This is a genomic window from Formosa sp. F44 (genome assembly GCF_056238645.1).
In genome coordinates, this window is sequence record NZ_JBWDLJ010000003.1 from 575,761 (window position 1) to 599,797 (window position 24,037).

The following is a 24,037-nucleotide window of genomic DNA, read 5'->3' on the forward strand; positions in this document are numbered from 1 at the left end:
GTTTTCTATTTCGTTTCTATTTCGTTTCTATTTTTTTTAGCCAGCCAATATTCTCTAATTTCAAAAATATTTGTACCTTTGCAGCAGCTCAGTAACCAAGTCTTAGGACTGTAAGCGTTAAAGGAGTATAAGGAACCGTTTAGCAACCCTAAGCGGTTTTGGCTTTTTTATAGGTTTCATATTCTTTCATTAATTTTCTTTTTCTATGTTCTGTCTCTATGCAGTAAGCTGTGATGAATAGGAATGAATCGCTTCTTTCAGCAAGAACCACAATGTAATTTTCTTCTTCATTAAACAGTACTATTCTTTCATCTCTACCTCTTGTGTTTTTCCAGATTAAAATTTCTTTATGCTCGTTGTTGTCAATTACAAACTTTGGGAATCTCATTCGCTCCATTCTTCTGAAATCTGGCGTTCTATTATTTTCATCTTCACCTTGATGGGTAATGTGATAAAACGTTTTGTGAATGCCATCCACCAAAGGGTATTTTCTTACTTTCACAATTAGCCCTTCATAATTGGGTTGCTTTTTGATAAAATCAGATTCAAAGATTTTATAAACTGCTTGAAAGTAATTTTGAAAATTACCGTTGTAATCTTCAAAATATTCTAAGTCTGGGAATATTAATTCTTCTACTTCGCTCATATTGTACTGATGTATTTAGAAGATTCCCAAATAAAAATATTAAACTTCCTTTCCTTGATAAGTGTAGATTTTAATAATGAATATCTTGAACGCTGTCGTATTCTTTCTATCAATTCATTTTTTGCTTCACTTGTATTCAAACCTCTATTCACATAAGAAACCGCACCAATAAGTAAGTCTGCCAGTTGGACTAATTCAACTTCGTGAGAACGAACCTGCTGTACTTTTTTGATGATTTCTTTGTTATAGTCGTATTTATCATTCCTCAATACTTTTTCTAACTTATGTACTTTCTCTGTGCTTCGAGTATCTTTAATATCTATGTAAATATTATGAGCAAATTCGGGTTGAAGTATGGCTTTAAGCATACTGAAATACATTTTGTAATAAAAGGTATCGTGAGTATGACCATATTTTTCGTAGTCTAATAAAGATTTATCAGGTACTACTAAAACACGAAATGATAAATCATCATCATCAAAGAAGTAATCAATAACATCCCTATAAAAGTCTATTTGACTTTTAGAAACCTTATTCCATTTTATCTCATAATAGGTTCTGTTTTCCTTTGGGTGTTTATTATACTTTGGTATGAGGTTGTATTTTCTTTTTAATTCATCTATTCTTAAAAAAATCTCATCCTTTTTGGAAGCTGGGCAATGAATAGCACCCAAAACCATAACCGATTGTTTATCGTTTTGGAGATGGCAACTTTCATCACAATATATGTTTATGTGTTCTCTCATATTAAATCATCTTCCATTTAATGGTGAATAATTCGGTGGTATTAACTTCTTGCTTTAAACGTCTTTCAATCTCGTCTAATAGGTTTTCCTTGCGGTCGTCTATGGTATCTTGGGCTTCAAAAAGGTGTTGGCGTTTTTCGCTTCGTTTCTTTTCTAAATCCTTAATGGCTCTTTGGGCTTTTACTTTGGCTTCCAGATTCAACATTTTTTTAGCTTCGGATTTACGAAGTTTGATTTCTGCATCTAAGTCTTTGATTTCCTTATCTAAACTCAACTTCATATCATCTGCCCATTGGTCGAGCTTATCCATTTCGGTATCAAAAAAGTCTTTGTTACGGTTGGCATTATCTGAAATAACGCTTTGCGTTTCGCTATACAATACTTCTTCTAAGGTCTTTTTAATATCGTCTGAAGCATAAAGCGTTTGCCCTTCCGTAGCTTGAATAGAAAAGAAGCGTTGAGCAATTTCATTATCAATGGTTTCGCCATCATCCGTAATGCAAGCCGTGATTAAAAAATCTTCAAACTCAAAAGAATTGATTTCTAAATGGCTTACCTGCAACCAACCCGATTGCCCTAAGTAGTTTTCCAATGCGGTTACTTTGGTAGGGGTATTGGAATAATCAAAGGTTAATTCCTTTGTTGCTGTATTGAGTCGCTTACAAGCTCCTAAAATTTCTTTGGCTAACTTATGGCCTACACGATAAATATTAGTGTCATCAGGAACATCAATATCCGACTTGCGTTGCCCTTGTTTGGGCTTCAAAATCATATATGGCCCTTGATGAATAGATACATTAGGGAATGGATTTTTCTTTAAGGTAAACGTGTAGTTTTCATCATCAAACTGGGCTGAGCTGTTTAGATAGAATTTTGTGGTATCCCATAATCGTTCTTCAAAGCGGTTAAGGTTTTCGGTACTTTCAAAAAGATTGGTTTTGAGTTTCTCTCTTACTTCTTCATCAAAGTTTTCAATCAACACTTTTCTTGTTTCCTGTACTTTTTCGGAAATATCAGGCTTCAGTTCCTGTTGTAAATCATCAAAAGCCGTTTGTATTTCTTCTGTGGTACGGCATTGTTGGTATATTGTAGCGATTCTTTTTTCAAAATCAACTCCATTGCCAATGCTTCCTAAAACTTCATCAGAAGCCCCAAAAACGCCATCAAATAAGCGGAATTTTTGGTCTAAGAGTTCATAAACACGCTGGTCAGCCGCATTGGCTTTGTTGAGGAAATTGATAACTACAACATCATATTTTTGACCGTAACGGTGGCATCTTCCAATACGTTGTTCAATACGTTGTGGATTCCAAGGCAGGTCGAAATTGATAACCAAAGAGCAAAACTGTAAGTTGATACCTTCGGCAGCTGCTTCGGTTGCCACCATTATAGTTGCTTCATCTTTAAAATAATCAACTATGGCAGCTCTTTTATCGGCAGTTAATGAGCCTGTTAAAATATCTGTGCCTTTGTGTTTTTTAAGATAAGCTGCATAAATCTCTTTTGATTTTTGATCTGCATTGCTTCCGTTAAACTTAACTACCTTATCTGCATATCCTCTTGCTTCCAGTAGGTTACAAATAAAATCTTGTGTTCTTCTGGACTCTGTAAAGATTAGTGCTTTTTGATTAGCACCTAATGATTCTAAGGCTGTAAACCCTCTTTCTAAGGCAGTGAATAATTGTTCTGCTTTTGAGTTCTTTCTAATGCGTTGAGCCAAGGCTCTAAACTTTTCTAAGTCGGCTAATTCACTTTTAACTTCTTCAATTTCTTCTTCTGTGTAAACTACTTCCTCAAAATTATCTTCGGCTTCACTTTCATCTTCTTCTTCGCTTTCCCATTCGTCTTGAATTTCATCATAGGTTTCAAAATCAATGGTCATTTCATCTTCTTCCTCAATTGTATTGTGGTTTGTAATGATGTTTTCCAAACGCTTGACTAAGGCATCTAAAGTACCGTAGATGGCATAAGTAGATGATGCTAAAAGTTTACGAAGTATTAAGGTCATTAATTGCCTTTGGCTGAAAGGCAAAGCATACAGTTTTTGTCGTTGTAAATAGTCCGTTACCCAATTGTAAAGCGTTGTTTCATCTTCATTGGGGAAATACTCCTGAACTAAAGGCTTACGCTCGGTATATTTGATGTATTCTAAAACTTGCCTTCTTAAAGTACGTTTGCAAATAGGCTGTAAACGGTTTCTTAAATCTGTATAGTTTTCTTCATCTATATTCCTACTAAACTGACTTTTGAAACTTTTTAAATCGCCAAAAATATAAGGGTCAATAAGGCTTACTAAGCCGTATAACTCTAAAATAGAATTTTGCAAAGGTGTTGCAGTAAGCAATACTTTTTTGCAATGGTCTAAGGCATCTTTGATGCCGTTTCCTATTTTATTTGAGGGTTTATAAACATTGCGTAAGCGATGTGCTTCGTCAATAATTACTAAATCCCAATTGATGTGTTTTAGATAAGGTGCTTTGTTTTTAGCAAAATGATACGAACAAATGATAATCGTATCTTCTTGATTAAAGGGATTTAGATTACCTTCTTTAATCGAGTTGTTAAATGACTTTGCTTCCAGAATAACGGAAGGCAAATAGAATTTATCTGCTAACTCTCTGTTCCATTGCTTACGCAAGTTGGAAGGACCAATAATTAATAATTTCCTTTTTCTTTCTGCCCATTGTTGTGATAGTATGATACCGGCTTCAATGGTTTTTCCTAAACCTACTTCATCAGCCAAAACAGCACCTTTAGATAATGGTGATTTAAAAGCAAAAAGTGCTGCTTCTACTTGATGAGGGTTTAAGTCCACTTGAGCATCTTGTAAGGATGCGGTAAGTTTGCCAATATCATTGGCAGGTAATTGCCTTGTTAAATCATAGGCAAAATATTTAGCGTGGTATGCTGATAATTTATTCACCTATAATGTTGTTTAATGCTATTCTAATAGCTTGTTCTGCTTGTGGCTCACTTTCTACCAAATGAGCTACTTGGTCTGCTAACCATAAAGCAATCAATTTATCTGGGTCGATACTGTATAATTGAGCAAGAGCCAAAACGTGTTCACGTTTTGCGGTTTTTTCTCCTCTTTCAATTTTACTTACAAGAGCTGTGTCAACATCTAATTCAGCTGCAATATGCCGAAGTAAAAGTTCTTTTTCTTCTCTTGTGTTTCTAATTAAATCCCCGAATTTGTTCATTACTTCTGTTTGTTATAAATCAATTTGTTGATTATTGACAAATGTACAACAAACAAAAGAAAAGCGAACCAAAAACTATTGAGGAGTTTTCAACATTAATTGATTTTTCAGATAAGCTTATTTTTTTTGCCAATTGCCCAGATTCTTTGCGTTAAAACACTTTTGGTAACTAATCTATTATAAAAGATGAGATTTTCAAAGAATTGGCATTAGTAGAACAATTGGATTCCGGCATTCCTCGAATCTTATGGCATTACAAAAAAGGGAGCTTTATTTTTTTCAAATAACTTCCTTGGAATTACTTTTTTTGCTAAAGAAACTGCTGCAGAGGTTTATGAAAAGGCTAAGTAATAAAGTGGTGTAATTGATGCAACTGAAGATCTGGCTAAAAGACAAAAATAAGTCCTTCAATTAATTGCAAACAATACTTCTATTACTTCTACTGAAATTTAAGAATAAACCAATTTGCTGTTGGAAAACATATTATAGATATTAAGAATAAAGAGTTTTTAACACATAACGGCGGTACGCAAGGATATTGGCAAATCAACCTCGAAAAGAATTAATAAAAGTTCTTTTTCAAAAAGGACCTTTTTCTCTAGGCCCTTTATTAGTGACTTTCCATTGGCCATTCTCTTTAACCAATTTAAAAATACCAGATTTTCCATCATAGGTAGAGCTATATTTTACCCAAGCAATCTCGCCATCAATAGCTTCATCTAAAATTTCTACCTCGATTTCTTTATCAGAATCTGGTATCATATTTTGTACAGTAACCAAACTACTATATCCTTGCTGTGTTGTATGCTTCTTAAGAACTGATTCATCTTTAGAGAAAAAGCTTTCAGCAACAATTTTTGCGGTTTCTGAAGGGGACGTATTCTTATTTTCTGAACAGGAAATGAAGAGAAGTAGGAGTGAGCAAATGACTGAATTTTTCATAATATTTTTAATTTGGGTTATTGATATATCTATGTGATATTTTTAGTTCAATATTTCTTTCGCCATCTTTTTCATTCAATTCCAAAATTGCCCTACGGTCATTAGATAATGAGAATTTGGGCAACACATAAACGAATCGTATCATCTTATCCTCAGCAATTTTTGATGGTAGATGGTGTTTGTAAATTGGTTCTTGATACAAACTCTGTAAAGATTTCTTTTTCCCTTTTTGTCGAGTCTCGATTGAAAGGTTCAAGAAATTCAAATCGTAATCCAACGTAGAATTATTCTCAATCTGGATAACGAAGTAGAGTTCTTCTTTATCAAAAACAATATTCTCAACACTCAAAACAATGCCTTCGTTTCGCTTCTTAATTCGACCTATACGCTGGTTTCTGTTAAGAAGATAAGAGCAGAATTTGTGATAATAATACGTTCTGTTATCTATACTATCTTTAACAGTTGCAGTCTGAATAGAATCACTTACTAATGGCTTTTCATTCCCAATACTATTTGATAAAGGAATGAAGTAATTGAGCTTAGACAGTTGCTTTTTATACCTCACAATATACGAAAAAATTGATCCATTTCTGTTGACTACCAGTAGATTACTTTCTTTCCCAGGCTTCGCCTGAAGTAATCCAAAGTATTGTTCTTTCTCACGATTGTAGGTAAAAACAAAATTATCCGAACCAGTTATACCCTGACGTATAGGTTCTGGGAAAAATAGCGCAACATTTTTAGTGTCGTTTGCGTAAATAGTGTCGAGGACCGTGTTTGTTTGCGTTTTAGCTTGTGCCCTGCACAATCGAGGTGCGATAGCGGACATAATTATAAGAGCTGAAATAATGATATGCTTTTTCATAAGAGTGCGTTTTTAAATGCCCATTATGGGCTCATAATTTTGGTTTTAGAATTAATCTGTAATTATTTAGTACGGTTACTTTTATGTTTCGATTGTTACGCCTAAACACTTTTGTAATTCCGCCTACTTGTGGAACGGTAGGAATATTGATGTCACTAACAATATCGTCTATAACTTCGGTGGTAGCTTCTGCTCGAAAATTGTTTTGTACATAGATGCCCTCACTACCATCCGATAAATCGAAGGCTTTGAGTTTGGTGGGATGATGCTTTATATTTTCAATTTCAATTAAAGCCCGATTGGGCTGAAAGCTTATAAATCCAAAAACTGGTGTGTTCTTTGGCATCAATTTGTTATTGATTGTTGCAGCTTTTGTAAGACGCATTCGCAATCTGGTATTTGCTTTCACAATTTGGTCGCCATCGACAACCACATAAATGGTTTCATCTGTATTGCCAATAATCGAAACTTCGTTTGGTTTCGGCGAAGCAGCAAAGAACAGTTGATGTTCCAAACCCAATTCTTTAGCATCTATTTTTTGTTCTCTTTTGATATCGGCTGAGTCTATTTGCTGTGCAGTATTTTGAGTGATTTTCTTTTGCCCAAAGCTCTGGTGTCGCTTTTCGGAATATTGAATTTTGCCAGCCTCGTAAATACTATCTACGATACGTTTCTTTTCCTGTTCTGGTAGATCAGGATTGTAAAGACCTGTTGAATCCAAAAATTTTTCATCGTAGATGCTTGGCGCATTATTTTCACGCACTTCTTTTAAATCATTGATAGCATCCAGTTTAGAATCATACTCTTTTTGGTTTTCATCTAAATCTGGCACTAAAGTCTGTTCAAGATTTTCATTTTCACTTTTATCATCGCCCATAACCATCATAGAATAGGAAATTAGGAATATGAAAATCACGACTAATACCGCTGCAAATACTATTTTATTCTTTTCTATTTTCATCTGTTTATATTTATTTGTTGTTATTTGTCAGATGTAATTCGCCATTTAACATTGAAAATAGTTTTCAAAATTGATGTGGCTCATTTCATAATCGTGGTTTTGTTAATTGCCGATTATCGGCTCAATTTTCATCGTTTAATTTTTTTAAGGTGTTCTCGAAATAGTTTGTAATCAATAGTCCGTGAGGATTGTTAGGGAAGTTTCGGTCAACGATAATTAGGTTTCCAGTGGAAACCAGTTCGTAGGTATCGATTATAGAACCTCGATTGATTTCAAAAACCGTTACCGTTCGGAATATAAAATTCCCATTTTGTTCCTCGATTTGAGAATCGATACTTAATACTTTTTGAACCAATGAATATTGCAATAGCCTGTTATATACACCATCGGCTTTTTTTTGGCGATATAAATTGTCTACAGAACTGTTACCCAACCAAAGTGCTTTTTTTAAATTACGCTCATAATTACTCGCATCAATGTTATAGAAGTACTTGTGAAATAGATCTAAATGTGATAAAGCTTCTACTTGAAAATTTTCTTTTTGGGTAACGAGTTTCAAAGGAATAATACTACCATCGGTATTAATTGCAAAAGCACTATTTAGCGCTCTTTTATTGGTAGTAAATGTCATCCAAATAGAAAATGTGCTAGATAGCAATCCACAGACAACGACTACCAAAACGATAAACCGATTTAATTTTAGGACTTTATAAATATTCTTATATGGTGTTTTCATTCAATAAGGAGTTAACTGGTAAACAATCTAAGTGTGAAGGATGTGGCACGTTTGTACAACTTGAATTTTAGGAAGACGATAAAACCTACCGTGCCGAGTTGAACAACAGGTGCGAAAAATCCACTTCCAACATCAGTACCGAATAAATTCGTCCAAAAGTTAGTGTTCATTTCCGTGTAGAGCGCATTGATAAATACGTTTACTAGAAAGAAAGCAGGTACCAACATATAGACCGCAGCGTACAATTTAAAAAACGTGTAGGCAAGCGAACGAAACTTTTCAAATACTGCAAGGCTAATGACCAATGGAAAAAACGCTTGCATTATTCCTAAAAGGAAGAAGCGCTCTGCCAAGAATAGCGGATAGATAAACAAATCCAAAACCCAAAGAAAAAGACTTATGATAAATGCAAATATCTTGAAACCGTAGAGTGGTGTTACTAAAGCTTCATATAAGAGCGTCATAGCTGCTTGCGCAACCTCGATGATACTAACGTCTTCTTCTATGGGAATGTCTTGCATTTGCAAAGGAAGCAAAGCAGGTGCTGTGCCTCGATATTGTCCTTCAATGGCCACTAAAATACCATCAAAAAACCCTAACACCTGCGTTGAGAAAATTACTAATATGACGATGGCAAAATTCTTCATCAAATCCCCTGGACTTAATCCCCAGGTGTAACCATCTTTATCCGCTACACCTTCATTATATTTTTTAAGAATATTGATTAAAAAGAACAGAACAGCAAGCGTTTTCATTCCGGCAATGGTGTATTGCGAAAAGTTGCTGCTCTGTATGGTCTGGAAAACCGCATCTATGTATTCCAGTCCAATCCCTAAAAGTATGGTTGCGGTCATTTTTAGTATTCTGTTTCTCGATTATTGACTTTGTCTTGCATTTTTCTGAAGGAAATAATATTCTTATAGCGTTTGGTTTTTGTAATGATGTTAGACACCATTTGCTTGGATTCCATTTCTTTCTGCTTTAGGATTTCAGCGCGTTCGGCATCGCTCATTTTTAGGTAATCGCTGGATAGAATTTCATCAATAAAATCTACCGTTTCTAATGAGTTTTGAACTATGGCATCGAAGGATTCTACAACTCTACTAACTTCATCGGGTTTAATGTATGGAGAGTTTAGTATGTCTTGTAAATCATTTTGCATTACATTTATAAGGTGCTGATTGTTGTCTGCAATTTCTTGGACAGCATTAAGTTGTTGAACCACGCTCGATACTTGCTCGATGGCTTCTTTAGCATCTTTTAAGAATTTTACAGACTTAATCATTTGAGCCGTCTGTTTACCTGATTCCAAAAGTTGTTTTACCAAACTGATAAAATTGGTGTTGTCATAAGTGGGCATTCCTTGGGCTTTAATATTTAAGCTAAACAGCAATGCGATTGCTAGTACTAAGATTTTTGTTTTACTTATTGGTGAAAATTTGTTTTGGTATTCGTGAATCTTCGATTTCATAATATTATGTTTTAGATGTGAATTGAATTATTGCTTTTTCCATATCGTTATGCTCATTGTAGAGCTTCATTATTTCTTCATTTTCCTGTCCATCGGTCAAGTAAGCTGCGTACACTTCTTTCGGAACTTCAAGACGAAAAATGTTACTTTCCTTTCCTATTTTGATAAACATTTCGGTGTACTTCTGTGGTCCAGAAAGGTTGTTTTTGATAGACTTTAATTGATTAAGGTCGTGGCTGGATAGATTGAGACGTTTAACTAATTCGTCATAGCCTTTTTCATTGTTTAGGCTGTAGATGATTTGTGTGTTTTCCAGTATGCTTGCTGATGTGGAATTATTGGGTAGCTGATTAATAGATTGCAGAATAATACCAATAGCACCATTTTGTTTACGAATAGCTTGGTAGTAGAATTCTACACTTTCCAGTACGTTGTCAAACTTTAACTGCTTGGCAAACTCATCAAATAGGATGATACCTTTTTCAGCTCTATTCTTCCAAATGGTTCTTTGGATAGCTGACTTAATCAACTTCAACATTACGGACAAGATTTCCTTGTTATCCTTTACTTCATCCAGTTCAAAAACAATCAATCGTTTGTCCTCAATCTTATAGGTCTGGTCTTCGCTTACCTCAAACAAGAAGCTGTATAGACCATCGCCGACATATTCGGACATTACGTGCAAAAAGCTTGTGACGTTGAAGTAGTCGGGATGGATTTTTAGAGTGTTTAGAAGGTCTTTTTGGTTTACTTCTATAAAGCTGTAAAAACCATCCAATGAGTGATTTTCCGGTGTACTATCGTAATAATGTTTCAGTATTTTCTTGACAGAAACAGATTGTGCCTTGGTCACTTTTAAATCTGAAGCAAACAGTTCAAACAGGAAAACGGACAAGTCTTCCAACCGTTCCGGTGTCAAATCTTTTACATCGCTGATGTAAAAAGGATTGATGCCTAAGTTCTTTCCGCTTTCATATCTGAGTACGGTATATTTCTCAGGATATAGTTTTGCGAATTTGGTGTAAGAACCACCCAAGTCGATGATGACCAGACGGACACCACTTTCAAAATATTGACGCAGAATATTATTGGCCAAAAATGATTTCCCTTCGCCTGTTGGTGCGAAAATGGCAAAATTCCGTGCTTTTATACGTTTCTTCCGTTCGTCCCAAACATCTTTTAGAACAGGTACATTATGTTCTCTATCGTTAAAGATGATTCCTGTGGCATCCGAATTGTAATTGGTGTTATTAATGAACAGACATAAAGCGTGTTTCAAATCCGTTACATATAAGTCGTTATTTGAAAAATTAGAAGAAAAACAGAAGTAACTATTAAGGATGTAGTTCTTCCGCTCTTCGCCTCTTGGATAGTATGGGATGATGTCCAGTTCTTTAAACTCAGTTTTAATTTTTGAACCGATTCGACTTAAATTTTCAGGGTTCTTATCCCAATACACAATGTTTAGATGACCACGGATTATTCGTGCATTATCATCGGCATTAATCTGCTCGAGAATGTGTTGAATTTTGCCTAGTACCACTTTGTTCTGAGAGCCGAAATTGGAACTTTTGTTCAGTTCTTCAACTTTCTTATCAAGCAGCTTGCGCCACTTCTGTTTGTCATCCAAATACAAAATTTGATTGACTATGTGATTCTCATTAAGCGTAAGCCCTAAGCCATCAATAAACCCTTGATGAAACACAAAATCGTCAGATGTGAATTTCTCATTGGTCTTGCTACTCTGTACACTTTCGCCAAAGCACAGTTCGCTATTGATAGCCAGGGCATCAAAATGGTTTTCGCCAATATTGACGCTTTTTTTATCTAGTATGATATCGGTATCAAACCCATCATTGAAGCCATTGAAATAGCCATTTGTGAGTTGCTGTATCTCTTTTGCTTTAAGCGAAACGAAGGTCATCTTTCGGCTATTATTTATAAAGGAGATAGAATCGCTTACTGAACCGATGAAGCTCTTAACGTTATCATCCAATTGTTGAACAATTCCTTTGGAAACTTTACGAAAAGGGTTGACATATTTTGAATTATTCAACGCTTTGTTCTTAGTGAGCGTAAAGAACAAAAAGCAACGATGTTCCATATAGTCACGCCCTTTGAAATGATCGTGTGTGGCTTTTTCTAAAAAGGTTGTATTCGGAAGCTTTTCTGAAGTGTATATTTTCTTTAGGTAGATATCCTGTTTTTGAACCACCGTACCAATGGGCAATGATTTTAAAGCCTGAAACCAAGCACCGTGTATGTCCTCGAAGTCTTTTTCAGATAGTGAATAGATTTCTGGTAGCGTTCCTTCATAGCATAGGACGACATTGCCATTATTGGCAAATATGATATTGTCTTGAATATCCGTAATAGGGTTATATGCTGAAAGATTAATCTTGTTCATAATCGAAGCCAGAATTTCTTTTGTTACTTATTATTTTAGGGAAGGCTTTAGCTGTTTGAAAAAGTTGTGGATTATTAGCCATCCTTGTAAGAGCGATGTATAAGGCTGCATTAAAAACCATAACACCTATTATCATTAAGAAGCTGAATGAAAAAATGATGATTAATAACGAAGCAAGAATCGCAACCATCATTAATGCAAACAAGGAAATTGGCAACCCAAAAATGACCGCCCGCTTCCTGATGTTTTTATAGACCTCAAACTTCTTCATAGTTACACTACGATTCCGATTAAGTATGTGAAGATGCCGACTACTGCACCAGCAATCAAAACAAATACTAGTACTCTAGTAATTCCTTTTTTAAGATCTGCATTTTCTCCAAAGAAATGTCCTGCATTAAACAGGAAGCCAACTAGGAAGATGACACCTAATAAAATTGGAAAAATAGTTCTGATAGTGTCGCCAACATCATTAACTGAATCTTCAATACCACCAATTTGAGCAAAAAGCGAAGTGGATAAGAGTGAAAGAAATGATGCTAAATAGAGTGATTTTTTCATAATAAAATTGTTTAGATTTTTATGTTGTTTTCGTTAGTAGAAATTTACATATATTTGAACATAAAATACTGTAAATCAGTAATTTGTGAATAAAATATTATTTGATTCTATTTGAATTCGGTTGTTATTATTTAGCATCAAATCCTATGGATTTTTAAAGGGAAGTTGTTGATAACCTGAAAATTAAAAATGAAGAAAGTGCTCAAAAACGTCAGTTTTGTCTTTTTGCTTCTAAAAATGTGCATCGTTTTTGGACAAGAAATGAGTGCTCAAAAAAGAATAATTATAGACGTTGGACACGGTGGAAAAGATGCTGGTGCAATTGGTATAAATAAAATTCAAGAAAAGGACATCGTATTGGATATTGCGAATGCCATTTTGAAGCTAAATAAAGAATTAGGAAAACCTTTAGATATTTATTTGACCAGGTATAAGGACACACTTATTTCATTATCTGATAGAATAAGGCTCGCCAAAATCTTAAAAGCAGATTTATTTGTGTCGTTGCATTGTAATCATTCGGATAATCCAAATGCAAGAGGAATTGAAGTTTATGCTTCAAAGAAACAAGCGAAGTATTCTAAAGAATCTGTTTTTGTCGGCTATCAAATTGAAAAAATGCTTTGCACAGCGATAGGATATGAAAGTAGAGGTGTGAAGTTTGCCAACTTTCAAGTGCTTCGAGAAACAGTTGGTTTTTGTCCTTCCGTGCTTTTGGAATTGGGGTTTTTGAGTAATACCGATGAAAGTCGTTATTATAAAAACCAAATATCTTACCAGATACTAGCTTTAGCGTTATTAGAAAGTTTAATTAAAAATTAGAATTATGAAAGAGCTTGGAACAGAAATTATCAAGATAATTAAGCTTGTAATCATTGAAGTTTACAAACATTTTTTACCGAAAAAGAAACTATAGAACGTCCTTAATCATTTTTACTATATCGAAAGATTCTTCTTCAATCCACTCTTCTTTATCAATAAGGGTTTTAATTAGCTCAAGTTCCTTTATGGTAAAAGTTTCCAGCACTAGTCCAGACAAAGTCTTTGTCAAATCCCAATGACTTTTGTGGTACGGTATATAAGTACTGATTCTTTTATGCGGTTCATTTGGAAACAATAAATGGATTTTTTTTTTGCGTTTTTCTAACTTAGCTTTTATTCTCGAAAAAATCTGTAAACCTGCTAAATCCCAATCACAAGAATAGTAGATAGGTTTAGAAAGGTCAGATTCATCTATGTCATCAATAATAGCAATATTATTTCCACCTACATACCATAATTTAGTTTGTGTTTCTTTGGCAATCCAAGGTTGTTTTAGATAGGACTTATTCTCACACATTACAACAGCGAGTGGGTTTTTATTATCTATGACCAAACGCCAATGATTCTCTTTTTTATCTAGAGAAAACCTCTCTATATCTAATATCTTAAATACTGCATCTTTAACACTTTTCCGATGCTTGAGGTGTTTAGAAATGTCAAAAAATTCATTTGAGAAATCTTCTATCGTAGTTGGGTTGCTTCTTAATTCTTCCTTATTCTCAGCGATGAACATTAACGATTTTATTTCTTCAATTGTGAATGCTTTATTAGCAGTCGGTTTTATGTCGTTTTCAGTAAGAAACTTTTTAGCTTCGTTAAAAGTCCTTTTAAATTCTTTTTCGTAAAAGGCTTCAAATCTATCTGTTGTGACTATAACTTTAGTGTTATCTGGCTTTAAATCTAGAATTCCTTCATCATAAATAAGATGCTTAATATACGGATGGTTCTGAATGATTGCTCTTGATTTCTTCAAACGGTATATGTCATCGAGAGCTTTTAATTCTTTCCAGGTTACGTTTTTATTCATCGTCAGAAAGTGATTTTATATATTCTTCTATATCCTCGGTCACATCATCAGAAAATATACCTAGAGGCGGAACAAAGCTGTCAACATTGGCTAAGTTATTTTCATTCATAATATAAATATACTGTCCATCATCTGTGATTTCGCCAGCAGTCTCAATAGCCATTGTAATTATCTGATACTCTTCTTTTTTTGCCAGTTCGTGAAGCATATCGTAATTGCTACCCAAGCCTTCGGCTTCATCAATAGGCATAATTTTTAAGCCTTTTTTGTCCTTTTCCTCTATTAGTGATAATCTAGCCAAACACAGTAATGCATTGGCTGCGTATGTTTGCCCATTACTGCCAGAGTTGACATCTTCATTTTCAAGTTTTAGTTCAAATACTAAATCGAAATAAGAGGTTGGGTTCATTAAATCCTCAGGTAAAACTTTGGTGCTACCACCAAGCTTCTGAAACGCCCTAATCATCATTCTATTAATGTCAATTTCATCGCGAAGGTCGCTAAAAAGCCCAGTATAATTCATCTGAGTCTGTAGTTGCTTTCTAAAAGTACTCAGCCAATTTTCGGGATAATGGATGGATTTTTTAAAAGTAAGCGATGCTTTATTACCACCTGTAATTTCCTTATTGTCCTTCTTTAAATACTCGTTTATATCGTTAATTTTTGTTAGATGCTTTCGATAAACATTGTAAACATCATTAAAAACACTTCCTATGATATCTACTTTTCTTGAGCCAATTTCCTGAATATCTTGCGTGAGCTTGCTTAGTCTATCAACGATATCATTTGAAATTAAATCTTCATCTACTTTTGAAGAAGGGAATACGGTTGGAAGAAGGTAGTTGGCTAATTGACCAATAGTAGCAGTTTCATCATACGGAAGGTCTTTGGTAATCAGTTTCAGATATTCAATATACGCCTGCTGTGCTGTATTGGCTTTGTTTTGAGTTGAATTGTAACCGCCATCGTCAGGGTTTGCTGTTTCCTTAGCCTTACCATTAAATTCTATTGAGTTTTTGAACAGCTGCTCATTTAATAACTCAGTTTGCTCTATTTCTGCTTGAGCTAAAGAGATTAGTTTATCTGTATCTATAATGTCTTTTTCGAGGTCTTTTAACTTTCCTGAAAGCTCAAACTTTAACTCAGTAAGTTTTTGTTGCGTAATGATTTCTTTAGTAAAAGTCTTAAGAAATAATTTTTCATCAAAAATTTTTTCTTTTAAGGATTCTTCTTGCTCTTCTAGATATTCATTATTAGAAGCAATTTTTTCCTTAATTAGCTGAGCATCTACTGAAATTTCGTTTTCAAATAGATTTGTTTTTAATTTTTCAATCGTTTTTTGATAGCCTTCCAGTAAACTTTTTCTAATGGTAAATTCTTCAAATTCTTTTTGTAAAGAATTGTACTGCTTTAAGATAGTGTTCTTGTTTTTAAATGTTTTCAAATGAAGATTAAAGGACTCTTCAGAAAGGTCAATTAAACTATTATCAATTTTAAAGTTCAATAACTCGTCTTTTCTTTTGAAGAGCTCAATGTGCTTTTCAAGATTAGAGAATTTAAACAACGCATTCTTTAGGACTTCTTCATTTTGTTTTTCACCAATATATTGAGTTAATTTTTCTTCAATACCTTCCTTAAATTTTGATAACGAATCTTTTACAGATTCAGGATTTTCAACATTAAGAGCTCTATCTTCTGAATACGATATGTATTCATAAACACCATCTAAATTTAGCCAAAACCCTTTTTTGCTTTTTCCCTTGATATTGGCGTTTAAATCTTGAAATAGTAACTCTGGAAAGGGAACATACCGTTTAGAGTTAACTTCCGATGGTTTAATCTTTCCATATTTCTGAAAATATTTCAAGATACTTTCTTCTGCGTGTGAAAGCGGAAATTCTAAATTATCTAATGCCCAATTTACCAGAGATTCTTGGTCATTTGAATCTGAAAATTTGGATAGTGATTTTAGCTCTGCTATTTTCTTATCTAAATCTTCAATTTTTTTAAAGTACACTTCATTCTCTTTTTGGTAATCGCTTAACCAATTTGACTTTTTAAAAACATCTAAAATATTACTATCAGAGAGGTGTTTTGTAAAATCTTGTAATGCTAATTTATTTACATTTTCAGAACGTTCAGACGTAAACCACTCTCTTACTTTTTCTATATCATTATTATTAGTATCAAACCATTTTTGAGTTACCTCAATCTGTAGCTTGGATTGGCTAATTTCATAAAACCGTCTTTCTACATCATTGTTGTCCTTGTCTTTTTTTGAGAGATTTAGAACTTTTTCTTTAGTACTTAAAAGCTCTTTTAGGTCAATTATTTGAATTCTTAGTATTTCCTTCTGAACAAAATCCTGTTCAACTTTTTTCTGATATAGTTTGGTATTTATTTCGCCTTTTTTATTTATTGTATTTTCACGAATACCGTTCCAATAATTGAACTTTTTGGTTAGATAAGTTGTGTATATCGCTTTGTATTCCTTTTGCTTCTCTAGTGCAGTTTTCAGCAAAACTTGTTTGTCATTTATCTGCTTAATTTCATCTGTATATCTTATGTGTTCGTGAAAATCGTTACTTATATTGTTGACTTCCTCGTTATATTTATCCATTATGGCATTTTGCTCATCATCACCAAAAAGGAACTTTTTTAAATTTTCAGATTCTGTTTTAAAACCTTTTCCTCTGCTAAAAGACCTTAAAATATTTGCATACGTTTTAAGTGTTTCACTTTTAGTTAAGTCTAGGGATACGATACTACTATCAAATAAAATTTGGTGGTAGTTTTTTCGTCTAAAGGATTTCATCCTAGCAAATTCAATTTTATCACAAAGATTGTTTAACGTATCAACTTTATTATTTATAATCAAGTCTTTATTTAAAACAGGCTTATTCAATGGGGTTAACTCATTCCAATCATATCCATTTTGAATAATGAACATTTCAGCAGCATTACTCGTGCCTTCAATATAAGCGCCAACAACAATATAGTTTTTAGGTTTAATTTCAATATTTAGAAAAATATAACCTCTAGTAGATGATTTTCCCTTTTGGGAAATAAGCATTCCTTTTACATCTCTTTGTCTATTACCTTGCGTTGCAGACTTAAATTCATTTGAACCTACAAGAATCAATTGAATCATATCTGCTATCATACTTTTTCCGCTTCCGCTTTCACCACTAAAATCCGTTCTGTAAGGATGAAAAAGATAGTCAGCATTAAAATGCTGTTTAATGCCTATCGTAGAAAGGCTGTATATTCGAGGGTAGTTATTCTGCATCTTTTACTTCCTTAATTAAATCATCAATGGTTTCAATCTGTGGTTGGTAGATAATACGCAAACGCTCAAAGGAAGGCATAACCTTAAATTTGTTTTTATCATCTTCTTTATCCCACATTAACCAGCCTAAGTCCCCAAATTTCTCAAATGATTTGGCAATTACACTCTCAAATTTTTTGTCACCTAAATCTGTACTCTTGTCGGAAGAATTGTCATTTATTAACTTTCTTAATGCATTCTTCTGTTCCTCATATTCTTCATAGAGTAGCGAAGTAAATTCAGTAACAGTATCTAGTTCAATGTTTCCATCTAACTTGTACATCTTTAAAAAGAGCATCCCAATAATTATATATTCGCTTCTTAAGTAATCTCTGTTGTCAGAGGGAACATTGCTTGTGCCATCATCATTTAAGTTGAGATAATAGTAACTGTTAAAATCACTACCTTCCTTTACTAGATTCAAATTGTAAAAATCTTCATAGTAGTTTTTTAGCGATTCATAATTGTCTGTATCACTTAAAAATCTATAGAGATTTACGTTTTTAGGATATTCTCTTTGAATATGTATGCCATTTCTGAGTGTGTAATCTATCTTGGCAAAAATGCTTTTTGCCCTTTTATTGTATAGAAAACTGTATGGTTCTATTTTCTCTGTAGGGTCATCTGCCATATTGATATGCCTTTTTTTGTGCTGTCGAACGTTGATTCTTTTTTAATTTCTACTTTATACTTATTCCTATAAGTTGTATTTTTTCTTATAATGTTATGTGCTGTTTTTACTGCTATAGTAATTCGGTCTTCTTTAAGAATTTTAAAGAAGAATGGTGTAAAGTCCAACATCCCGTTTTCTTCCAATTCTTCAAATGCTAGTTTAGTCCAGTATCCAATTTTTTCTTTATCTCTTTTCCATTTTAATGTCTTTTCTAGTAACTCTTTTCTTTTAACAGTATCCACAGTTCTCTTGGTAACCGTAATAGGTAGTTTTGGACTTATATTTCTATTGGGTATTACGTTGAGTTTAAGATTGTGAACAGCGGATGTTATAGCTAATCTGGGTAAATTATCTGGAAGTTGTATTCGCTTAGAGCTACCTTCTCTTATTACGGTAGATTTTTCAAGCAAATGGTCAATGAACCTTTTGGTTTTTCTGTCAAAATTCTTTTGATTAAAGTCGTAGATGAACTCTCTAATTCTAGGTTTTATCTTTTCAATTCTTTTACTAACCTGCTCTAACTGGCTTCTAGAGTTATTGTGAAAATTCTGAACTCGTTGTATGTCTAAAGTGTTAATTTGCTCATTGTTGTTTTCTAGAAGACCTATTAATAAGTCGTCTATGTCATATGATATCTGAAATGCATTTCTAAGCTCAGATGCTTGTTCTTTAATAATTTCTAGACGAATTTCAATTTCTTTTAAAGAAGAAAGTATGTTTTGGTCTTTAGATTTTATTCCTGTTTTAAAATCCTTTACAGACTCGTTGACCTGCTGGTCTAAAATTTCTATTTGTGTTGTTAGCTCAGGAAGTCTTAATTCAAAATGGTCTTCAATCCATTCATTGAAATTCTTGTTTTCATTTATGTTTTCGGTAAGGCTTTTGTATAGTTCAGCAAAGAATCTCTTAATCTTTGCTGGATTGTATTTCTCAATCAATCGTTTCTCGATGTTCTGGCAGAGCTCTAGTCCATACTTCTTGAATTGATAGGTTCTTTTTGAAGTATTACGCCATAAAAATGACTCTTGAAATCTTAGAATGATAGCATTGTTTCTATTGTACTCTGTTCGAGAACTATCATTACCTTGGTCTTTGAAAACCTTGGTTATAGCGGCAATGATGTTCTCTTCGGTAAAATCGTTATCTTTATATTTAGCATAAAGTGATAGAAGAATTAATCCGTCATTTCTCTCAGGAATTAATTTATCATACTGGTCTTTTGCTTCTCTGTAGAGGTTAAAACTATCCACAATTACGATTATCTCTATTTAAAAATTATATTTTTTCTTTCTCTTGTCAAATGCTTCTGGACCACCTTCCAAAATATCGCAGATGTGCTCTTGCACACCTCTTTTATATAACACTTCAGTAATTTCATTGTCCTCTGCTTTTGTATGTTCAATTGACCCAGAAATATACTCAAATGGATGTGTTCTGTTTTTAGTGCCTTCACCATCTTGATTGGCTACAATAATTAGCTCTGCGTCTGCCCCTAAAACCAGATTTGGATTATGGGTTACAATAATAATTTGTCTTGTTTTTTTTCGTTTACGCAAAAATTTCACCACTTGATTGTAGATAGAACGGTTGTCCAAATCATCTTCCGGCTGGTCGATTAGGATTGGACATTGACTATCATCTAAGTCTATCAATAAACGCAACAAAACAAATGACTTTTTACCTGGAGACATATCCGAAATATCATCATCTTGAAACGTAACCTTGTAATCGTGCATAAACCAATTGGTAAATAAGGAAGTGATAGCTTCTTTATTTGTTAGTCCTTTTCTTTTCGGAATTTCATTTTTTATAATTTTCCAAGACTCTGCTTTTAAAAACGTCTTGTGTTCTTCCAAACTAGCAAACTCGTATTGGGTTAGATAGTCGTAATCTCTACTAGCTGTAGCACGACCATCGAAGCTTTTTTGAACATAGGATTCTTGAAAATTATCTTTTTTAAATTTGGTAAGGATATCAAACGATAGGTCATCGTCAAAATCAGATAAATCAACGCTATCTTTAGCTTCAAGATAGAGTGAGTAATACTCTGCATTGTAATTGGCAAGAAGTTGAATATTTTTTTCAATGAGTTTATAGGAATTGATTATTTCCTTTTGGAATTCTGCAATTTGCAAAAGAATCTTTTCTTCTTTGCCTAGGTCTTTCATTAGTTCATTAAGCACATTCTGGTCTTTTAATACTTCCTTCATATCCTTTATGGACGCTTCGAGTACTTCTATTTCTTTGTTTATCGTTAAGATTTGAGCTTCCTGTCCCTTGATTCTTTTATCTACTTCGGTAGCCCAGTCCGTTTTATAAATGGCGGTTTTTGTAGTTGCTAGGGTTTCTATATCCTTTTTAAGTTCAGGATTAATAATATTCTCTGTCAGATTTTCATTAATTTGAATGCTGATGTCTTTTATAGATTTTAACTTGGAAATGTCCTTGTTCAGCGTATCAATAGCAGCATTTTTATCCTTTATCTGGGTGTTGACTTGATTAAACGTATCAAGTTCTTCTTTGCTTATTTTCGATTTTTCTTGAAGACCTTTAATTTCTTCGTTGAGCTTGTCAATCTGTTTTTTGATTCCACTCTCATCACCCAATTCTTTTTTTAATCGATTTTTTTCGATATTAATCCCAATGTTTTCGAAGAGGTTTTTTATTGCTGCATCTACTTTGTTTGCAATTTCCTTTTTCTTGTCGTTTAAAGAATCGTACCAAGCTTTAAATTCTTCCTTTTGAAGTAGAACGTCTTGAATTATTTCGTCAATATCACCTGTGTTTTCGCCATCGTCAACTACCCTGTTTAAATAGGATTGTGGTATGTAGATAATTTTCTTTGCGGGATTATTTTCAGCACCCAGACTAGAGGTCTGTCCATCCTTCCAAATAATCTCAAAACTACTAACTGGTCTTTTGTCAACAATATTAGCAGATTCATTTCGCTTATTGTACTCAGCGATATCAGCAGTTCTAGCCGTACTCTTCAATAATATAGATTTACCAGTAGATTTCCCACCAATGATGGCAGTCATATTTTCGTTGCATTCAATGGGTGTTGTTGTGAAAGCTGGGTCAATAAATCGTACTTTATCTATAACCTCGTAAACCTTTTTTTCATCGGGTTTACGGTTTGTTATACTCACGCGTTCTTCAGGTTCATAAATGATTTGTTTTAAACCTTCAAAAGTTGGGTCGGCTTTAATCCAGCAAAGTCTTGGTGCATTCTTGGTAAAAAGTTCATCAAATGTATGTGCATCACTTCCCCATATACAGGGCTTTAAAGATTTGAACTCATCCACATATTCTTGTGGGTTTTCGCCAAATTTTCCGAGTGCCCATTTTCTAGTATTGGGATTTGATGCAAATAGGCAGTCAGATTTCTGAATGAGAATTTTACGAGTCAAATGCCCTTGATTATTCCATTCTACGTCACTCAAATCCTCATCTGATGGTGTAACAATTAAATATTTGCCTTTATACAATGATGGTTGGTCCAATAGTAGTTTTGATATTTCATCATCAGATACAACAGCATTCATCATACCCGTGTAGAGATGACACGGGTGTTGTCTAAAATCAGCGTGCTCATTTTGAAGCCGTTCGCCCAACGTTGCGAGGTTGTTTTTAGTCAAAGCTCTTCGTTCAGCTGCTTGTTGAGGGTTTCCTTCAACAATTATTTTTAGTTGCTGCAAAAAGTTTTCTTCAATGTCTGCAATAGAAACATCGTTGGAAAATATGACGTGATAATTTACTCGATTATCCTGTACCAGTTTATCTAATCTAAATTCAATATTCGGCAATATTAAGATTTGATGAATCCTTTCAATTTGGTCATTGCTGAACTCTAACTCTTTAAGTTTAGTATCATTATTGAGGTATTCATTTTTCAGCTTTTTGTAGCCTTCAATAGTAAAGTAGTCGGTTATACCAATAGCAGCTATATTGTGGGCAAGAGCCTTGGTAAAGAGTTGCTTTACATACTCGTCCCAATCAGCACCAAAACCATTGTTAAGAGCAGATTCTGGTGTGTGAACGTGCAAATCCCATTTGCGCCATTCTGAACCTTTTGGATATACTTTATTCATAATCACTAATTTTTTTTTGACAATCAAGAATAGAAAACAAAAAAGCCAATGAAAACTCATTAGCTCTGTCAAATTTTGTTGTATGTCTAATCGTGTCTAAATATATTGAAATTTTAACATAATTTATTGTGTTTTACCGTAATATATTAATTTCAAATCACTTCCGCTTATCCCCAGCCTTGGTGTCAAAAGCAATCAAATTAAACAGTTCTCGCATTCGGCTACGAACTCGATTCCCATAGCGTTCTTCCAATTCTTCGGCATTTAGATTTGTGGTAGCGTGGGTTTTTACTTTGTGTTTGGTCTGTAGGTACAATTCATATCGAGACAAGAGGACTTCGCCCATTACGTTTAGGTCTTTGCCATAAAATCGCCCAGCTGGTTCAATACCTAAATCATCAAAGCAATAAAATCTGGTATTCCCATAGTCTTCAATAGTTTTAAAACCAAGATGGTTAAAACTGAAAGCCACATTCCTGCAAGGAATCATTTCGTAAGGCCTTTGCATTGGTACAATATGGCGCAGTAGTTTCATCAGCGTTGTTTTTCCGCATCCTACTGGTCCAGAAAGTAAAATACCTTTGTCGATATCAATTCCGTTCTTTTCACAATTTTCTTTGTCCTTGATGAAATAATGACAAAGTTTGCGAATGATAACGGTGTCTTCATCATAGATTCTAAATTGCTGACCAAAGAGTTTCATTCCCTTTGCATTTAGATAAATCAAGATTTTGTCAAAATCGTAAAGAACGCTTTTGCCATCAAACTTTCCGAGTGAATATTCCACGCCACCTTCGGTAATTTTAGAGGGGTTGTCCATAATCTTTGTTTTTAGTGGTTCGCAAGTTGTCCTTGATTTGGGACGCTTGTTTTGAGTTTGATTTGTTTTCTTGGTTGAACAATTCGGTTCTATCCATCCAGTTTTTAGCTAAAGCACGCCAATCCCGAATTTCTTTTCCATCGCTCGTTTGCCAATTATGAGTTTCATAATGGGCAAAGAATTTTTTTGCTTCATCAGCATCAAAATTTTTTTCAATAAAAAAATCAAAAACGGCCTGCCAGCCCTTTGGTTGTTTTATATTGTTTTCTTGTTTGGTATTGTTTATAGTAGATACCAATGCTTGTCCACCTATGGGACGGTGTTGGTACACAACTTGTCCGTTTGTGGGATGGTGCTGTCCCACAAGTGGTTCACGTATGGGATGATACTGTTCCGCAAGCTGTTCTAATGTGGGATTGTACCGTCCCATATCTGGTTCATCACTTGTACCGATAATGGACATCTTGATTTTACTTCCTTTATACGGATTGTTGGATGGGAAATAGGATAGATAATCCCAAGCATCTAATTCTGTTATGCAGCGATGATAGGTAGATTTTGAACCGATTTTAGCTACGCGCATTAAATCCCTGCGGTTTACATAAAATTCATCCATAAAGCGGCTACTGTTCCATTCTTGAAATAAGGCCATATACAAACTAATATGGGTAGGATTTAGGCGGTCATCAAAATAGAACTTTTCAAAAGCCGCATTAAGTAGCTTTATATAGTTCATAA

21 protein-coding genes are annotated in these 24,037 nt (G+C 34.0%); 1 reads left to right on the top strand and 20 read right to left on the bottom strand.

The features are described from left to right. Nucleotides 1–148 precede the first annotated feature (148 nt). From AC0UBM_RS12485 to AC0UBM_RS12545, 13 genes are all read right to left on the bottom strand, one after another. Nucleotides 149–646, bottom strand: a complete 498-nt coding sequence (locus AC0UBM_RS12485) for a hypothetical protein (RefSeq protein ID WP_475688808.1) — start codon at nucleotides 644–646, stop codon at nucleotides 149–151. After that, nucleotides 643–1,392 carry a DUF3800 domain-containing protein gene (locus AC0UBM_RS12490; RefSeq protein WP_475688809.1) on the bottom strand — a complete coding sequence of 250 codons (750 nt, stop codon included), beginning with the start codon at nucleotides 1,390–1,392 and terminating at the stop codon, nucleotides 643–645. The genes AC0UBM_RS12485 and AC0UBM_RS12490 overlap by 4 nt, the downstream gene beginning before the upstream one ends. A gap of 1 nt (nucleotide 1,393) precedes the next feature. Further along, a complete protein-coding gene (locus tag AC0UBM_RS12495; protein ID WP_475688810.1) occupies nucleotides 1,394–4,207 on the bottom strand; it encodes an SNF2-related protein in 2,814 nt (937 codons plus the stop codon). Nucleotides 4,208–4,307: 100 nt separating this feature from the next. Further along, complete coding sequence (locus AC0UBM_RS12500; protein ID WP_475688811.1) at nucleotides 4,308–4,595, bottom strand: helix-turn-helix domain-containing protein; 288 nt, start codon at nucleotides 4,593–4,595, stop codon at nucleotides 4,308–4,310. A 579-nt stretch (nucleotides 4,596–5,174) separates the two neighbouring features. Then, a complete protein-coding gene (locus AC0UBM_RS12505) occupies nucleotides 5,175–5,537 on the bottom strand; it encodes a hypothetical protein (protein WP_475688812.1) in 363 nt (120 codons plus the stop codon). A 7-nt stretch (nucleotides 5,538–5,544) separates the two neighbouring features. Next, nucleotides 5,545–6,402: a DUF4138 domain-containing protein gene (locus AC0UBM_RS12510; protein WP_475688813.1), complete on the bottom strand. Its 858-nt coding sequence runs from the start codon at nucleotides 6,400–6,402 to the stop codon at nucleotides 5,545–5,547. A 31-nt stretch (nucleotides 6,403–6,433) separates the two neighbouring features. Further along, complete coding sequence (gene traM, locus AC0UBM_RS12515; RefSeq protein WP_475688814.1) at nucleotides 6,434–7,363, bottom strand: conjugative transposon protein TraM; 930 nt, start codon at nucleotides 7,361–7,363, stop codon at nucleotides 6,434–6,436. Nucleotides 7,364–7,484: 121 nt separating this feature from the next. Beyond that, nucleotides 7,485–8,099 carry a conjugal transfer protein TraK gene (locus AC0UBM_RS12520; RefSeq protein WP_026813276.1) on the bottom strand — a complete coding sequence of 205 codons (615 nt, stop codon included), beginning with the start codon at nucleotides 8,097–8,099 and terminating at the stop codon, nucleotides 7,485–7,487. A gap of 11 nt (nucleotides 8,100–8,110) precedes the next feature. Continuing rightward, nucleotides 8,111–8,953 carry a hypothetical protein gene (locus AC0UBM_RS12525; RefSeq protein WP_475688815.1) on the bottom strand — a complete coding sequence of 281 codons (843 nt, stop codon included), beginning with the start codon at nucleotides 8,951–8,953 and terminating at the stop codon, nucleotides 8,111–8,113. Between the two features lie 2 nt (nucleotides 8,954–8,955). Then, nucleotides 8,956–9,570 (bottom strand): hypothetical protein, encoded by a 615-nt coding sequence (locus AC0UBM_RS12530; protein ID WP_051315574.1) that lies wholly within the window; start codon nucleotides 9,568–9,570, stop codon nucleotides 8,956–8,958. 4 nt (nucleotides 9,571–9,574) lie between these two features. Next, nucleotides 9,575–11,977, bottom strand: a complete 2,403-nt coding sequence (locus AC0UBM_RS12535) for a TraG family conjugative transposon ATPase (RefSeq protein ID WP_475688816.1) — start codon at nucleotides 11,975–11,977, stop codon at nucleotides 9,575–9,577. Beyond that, nucleotides 11,964–12,248: a hypothetical protein gene (locus tag AC0UBM_RS12540; RefSeq protein WP_076547023.1), complete on the bottom strand. Its 285-nt coding sequence runs from the start codon at nucleotides 12,246–12,248 to the stop codon at nucleotides 11,964–11,966. The genes AC0UBM_RS12535 and AC0UBM_RS12540 overlap by 14 nt, the downstream gene beginning before the upstream one ends. 2 nt (nucleotides 12,249–12,250) lie before the next feature. Then, nucleotides 12,251–12,538 (bottom strand): hypothetical protein, encoded by a 288-nt coding sequence (locus AC0UBM_RS12545; RefSeq protein WP_026813281.1) that lies wholly within the window; start codon nucleotides 12,536–12,538, stop codon nucleotides 12,251–12,253. A gap of 189 nt (nucleotides 12,539–12,727) precedes the next feature. On the opposite strand from AC0UBM_RS12545, the gene AC0UBM_RS12550 reads away from it, so the two are divergent. After that, nucleotides 12,728–13,360: an N-acetylmuramoyl-L-alanine amidase family protein gene (locus AC0UBM_RS12550; protein WP_475688817.1), complete on the top strand. Its 633-nt coding sequence runs from the start codon at nucleotides 12,728–12,730 to the stop codon at nucleotides 13,358–13,360. An 88-nt stretch (nucleotides 13,361–13,448) separates the two neighbouring features. Here the strand turns inward: AC0UBM_RS12550 and AC0UBM_RS12555 are convergent, their stop codons facing one another. The 7 genes from AC0UBM_RS12555 to AC0UBM_RS12585 form a co-directional block, all read right to left on the bottom strand. Then, on the bottom strand, nucleotides 13,449–14,387 hold the full coding sequence (locus AC0UBM_RS12555) for a hypothetical protein (protein ID WP_475688818.1): 939 nt from the start codon (nucleotides 14,385–14,387) through the stop codon (nucleotides 13,449–13,451). Next, entirely contained in the window at nucleotides 14,380–17,676 is a 3,297-nt protein-coding gene (locus AC0UBM_RS12560; RefSeq protein WP_475688819.1) for a hypothetical protein, read from the bottom strand. Before AC0UBM_RS12560 ends, AC0UBM_RS12555 begins: the two co-directional genes overlap by 8 nt. Then, nucleotides 17,666–18,346, bottom strand: coding sequence for a chromosome partition protein MukE (locus tag AC0UBM_RS12565; protein WP_475688820.1), 681 nt, complete (start codon nucleotides 18,344–18,346; stop codon nucleotides 17,666–17,668). Before AC0UBM_RS12565 ends, AC0UBM_RS12560 begins: the two co-directional genes overlap by 11 nt. Then, the gene (locus AC0UBM_RS12570; protein WP_475688821.1) at nucleotides 18,319–19,638 is read right to left on the bottom strand and encodes a hypothetical protein; all 1,320 of its coding nucleotides are present in this window, start codon (nucleotides 19,636–19,638) and stop codon (nucleotides 18,319–18,321) included. Before AC0UBM_RS12570 ends, AC0UBM_RS12565 begins: the two co-directional genes overlap by 28 nt. 18 nt (nucleotides 19,639–19,656) lie before the next feature. Beyond that, nucleotides 19,657–22,479: a TrlF family AAA-like ATPase gene (locus AC0UBM_RS12575; RefSeq protein WP_475688822.1), complete on the bottom strand. Its 2,823-nt coding sequence runs from the start codon at nucleotides 22,477–22,479 to the stop codon at nucleotides 19,657–19,659. A 157-nt stretch (nucleotides 22,480–22,636) separates the two neighbouring features. Further along, nucleotides 22,637–23,299, bottom strand: coding sequence for a P-loop NTPase family protein (locus AC0UBM_RS12580; protein ID WP_475688823.1), 663 nt, complete (start codon nucleotides 23,297–23,299; stop codon nucleotides 22,637–22,639). Further along, entirely contained in the window at nucleotides 23,283–24,035 is a 753-nt protein-coding gene (locus AC0UBM_RS12585; protein ID WP_475688824.1) for a hypothetical protein, read from the bottom strand. The genes AC0UBM_RS12580 and AC0UBM_RS12585 overlap by 17 nt, the downstream gene beginning before the upstream one ends. Nucleotides 24,036–24,037: the final 2 nt, after the last annotated feature.

What these genes read in the sequence shown, in the direction of transcription:
- AC0UBM_RS12485 (WP_475688808.1), bottom strand. Translation starts at nt 646, where the DNA reads ATGAGCGAAGTAGAAGAATTAATATTCCCAGACTTAGAATATTTTGAA.
- AC0UBM_RS12490 (WP_475688809.1), bottom strand. Translation starts at nt 1,392, where the DNA reads ATGAGAGAACACATAAACATATATTGTGATGAAAGTTGCCATCTCCAA.
- AC0UBM_RS12500 (WP_475688811.1), bottom strand. Translation starts at nt 4,595, where the DNA reads ATGAACAAATTCGGGGATTTAATTAGAAACACAAGAGAAGAAAAAGAA.
- AC0UBM_RS12505 (WP_475688812.1), bottom strand. Translation starts at nt 5,537, where the DNA reads ATGAAAAATTCAGTCATTTGCTCACTCCTACTTCTCTTCATTTCCTGT.
- AC0UBM_RS12510 (WP_475688813.1), bottom strand. Translation starts at nt 6,402, where the DNA reads ATGAAAAAGCATATCATTATTTCAGCTCTTATAATTATGTCCGCTATC.
- traM (WP_475688814.1), bottom strand. Translation starts at nt 7,363, where the DNA reads ATGAAAATAGAAAAGAATAAAATAGTATTTGCAGCGGTATTAGTCGTG.
- AC0UBM_RS12520 (WP_026813276.1), bottom strand. Translation starts at nt 8,099, where the DNA reads ATGAAAACACCATATAAGAATATTTATAAAGTCCTAAAATTAAATCGG.
- AC0UBM_RS12525 (WP_475688815.1), bottom strand. Translation starts at nt 8,953, where the DNA reads ATGACCGCAACCATACTTTTAGGGATTGGACTGGAATACATAGATGCG.
- AC0UBM_RS12530 (WP_051315574.1), bottom strand. Translation starts at nt 9,570, where the DNA reads ATGAAATCGAAGATTCACGAATACCAAAACAAATTTTCACCAATAAGT.
- AC0UBM_RS12535 (WP_475688816.1), bottom strand. Translation starts at nt 11,977, where the DNA reads ATGAACAAGATTAATCTTTCAGCATATAACCCTATTACGGATATTCAA.
- AC0UBM_RS12540 (WP_076547023.1), bottom strand. Translation starts at nt 12,248, where the DNA reads ATGAAGAAGTTTGAGGTCTATAAAAACATCAGGAAGCGGGCGGTCATT.
- AC0UBM_RS12545 (WP_026813281.1), bottom strand. Translation starts at nt 12,538, where the DNA reads ATGAAAAAATCACTCTATTTAGCATCATTTCTTTCACTCTTATCCACT.
- AC0UBM_RS12550 (WP_475688817.1), top strand. Translation starts at nt 12,728, where the DNA reads ATGAAGAAAGTGCTCAAAAACGTCAGTTTTGTCTTTTTGCTTCTAAAA.
- AC0UBM_RS12555 (WP_475688818.1), bottom strand. Translation starts at nt 14,387, where the DNA reads ATGAATAAAAACGTAACCTGGAAAGAATTAAAAGCTCTCGATGACATA.
- AC0UBM_RS12560 (WP_475688819.1), bottom strand. Translation starts at nt 17,676, where the DNA reads ATGCAGAATAACTACCCTCGAATATACAGCCTTTCTACGATAGGCATT.
- AC0UBM_RS12565 (WP_475688820.1), bottom strand. Translation starts at nt 18,346, where the DNA reads ATGGCAGATGACCCTACAGAGAAAATAGAACCATACAGTTTTCTATAC.
- AC0UBM_RS12575 (WP_475688822.1), bottom strand. Translation starts at nt 22,479, where the DNA reads ATGAATAAAGTATATCCAAAAGGTTCAGAATGGCGCAAATGGGATTTG.
- AC0UBM_RS12580 (WP_475688823.1), bottom strand. Translation starts at nt 23,299, where the DNA reads ATGGACAACCCCTCTAAAATTACCGAAGGTGGCGTGGAATATTCACTC.
- AC0UBM_RS12585 (WP_475688824.1), bottom strand. Translation starts at nt 24,035, where the DNA reads ATGAACTATATAAAGCTACTTAATGCGGCTTTTGAAAAGTTCTATTTT.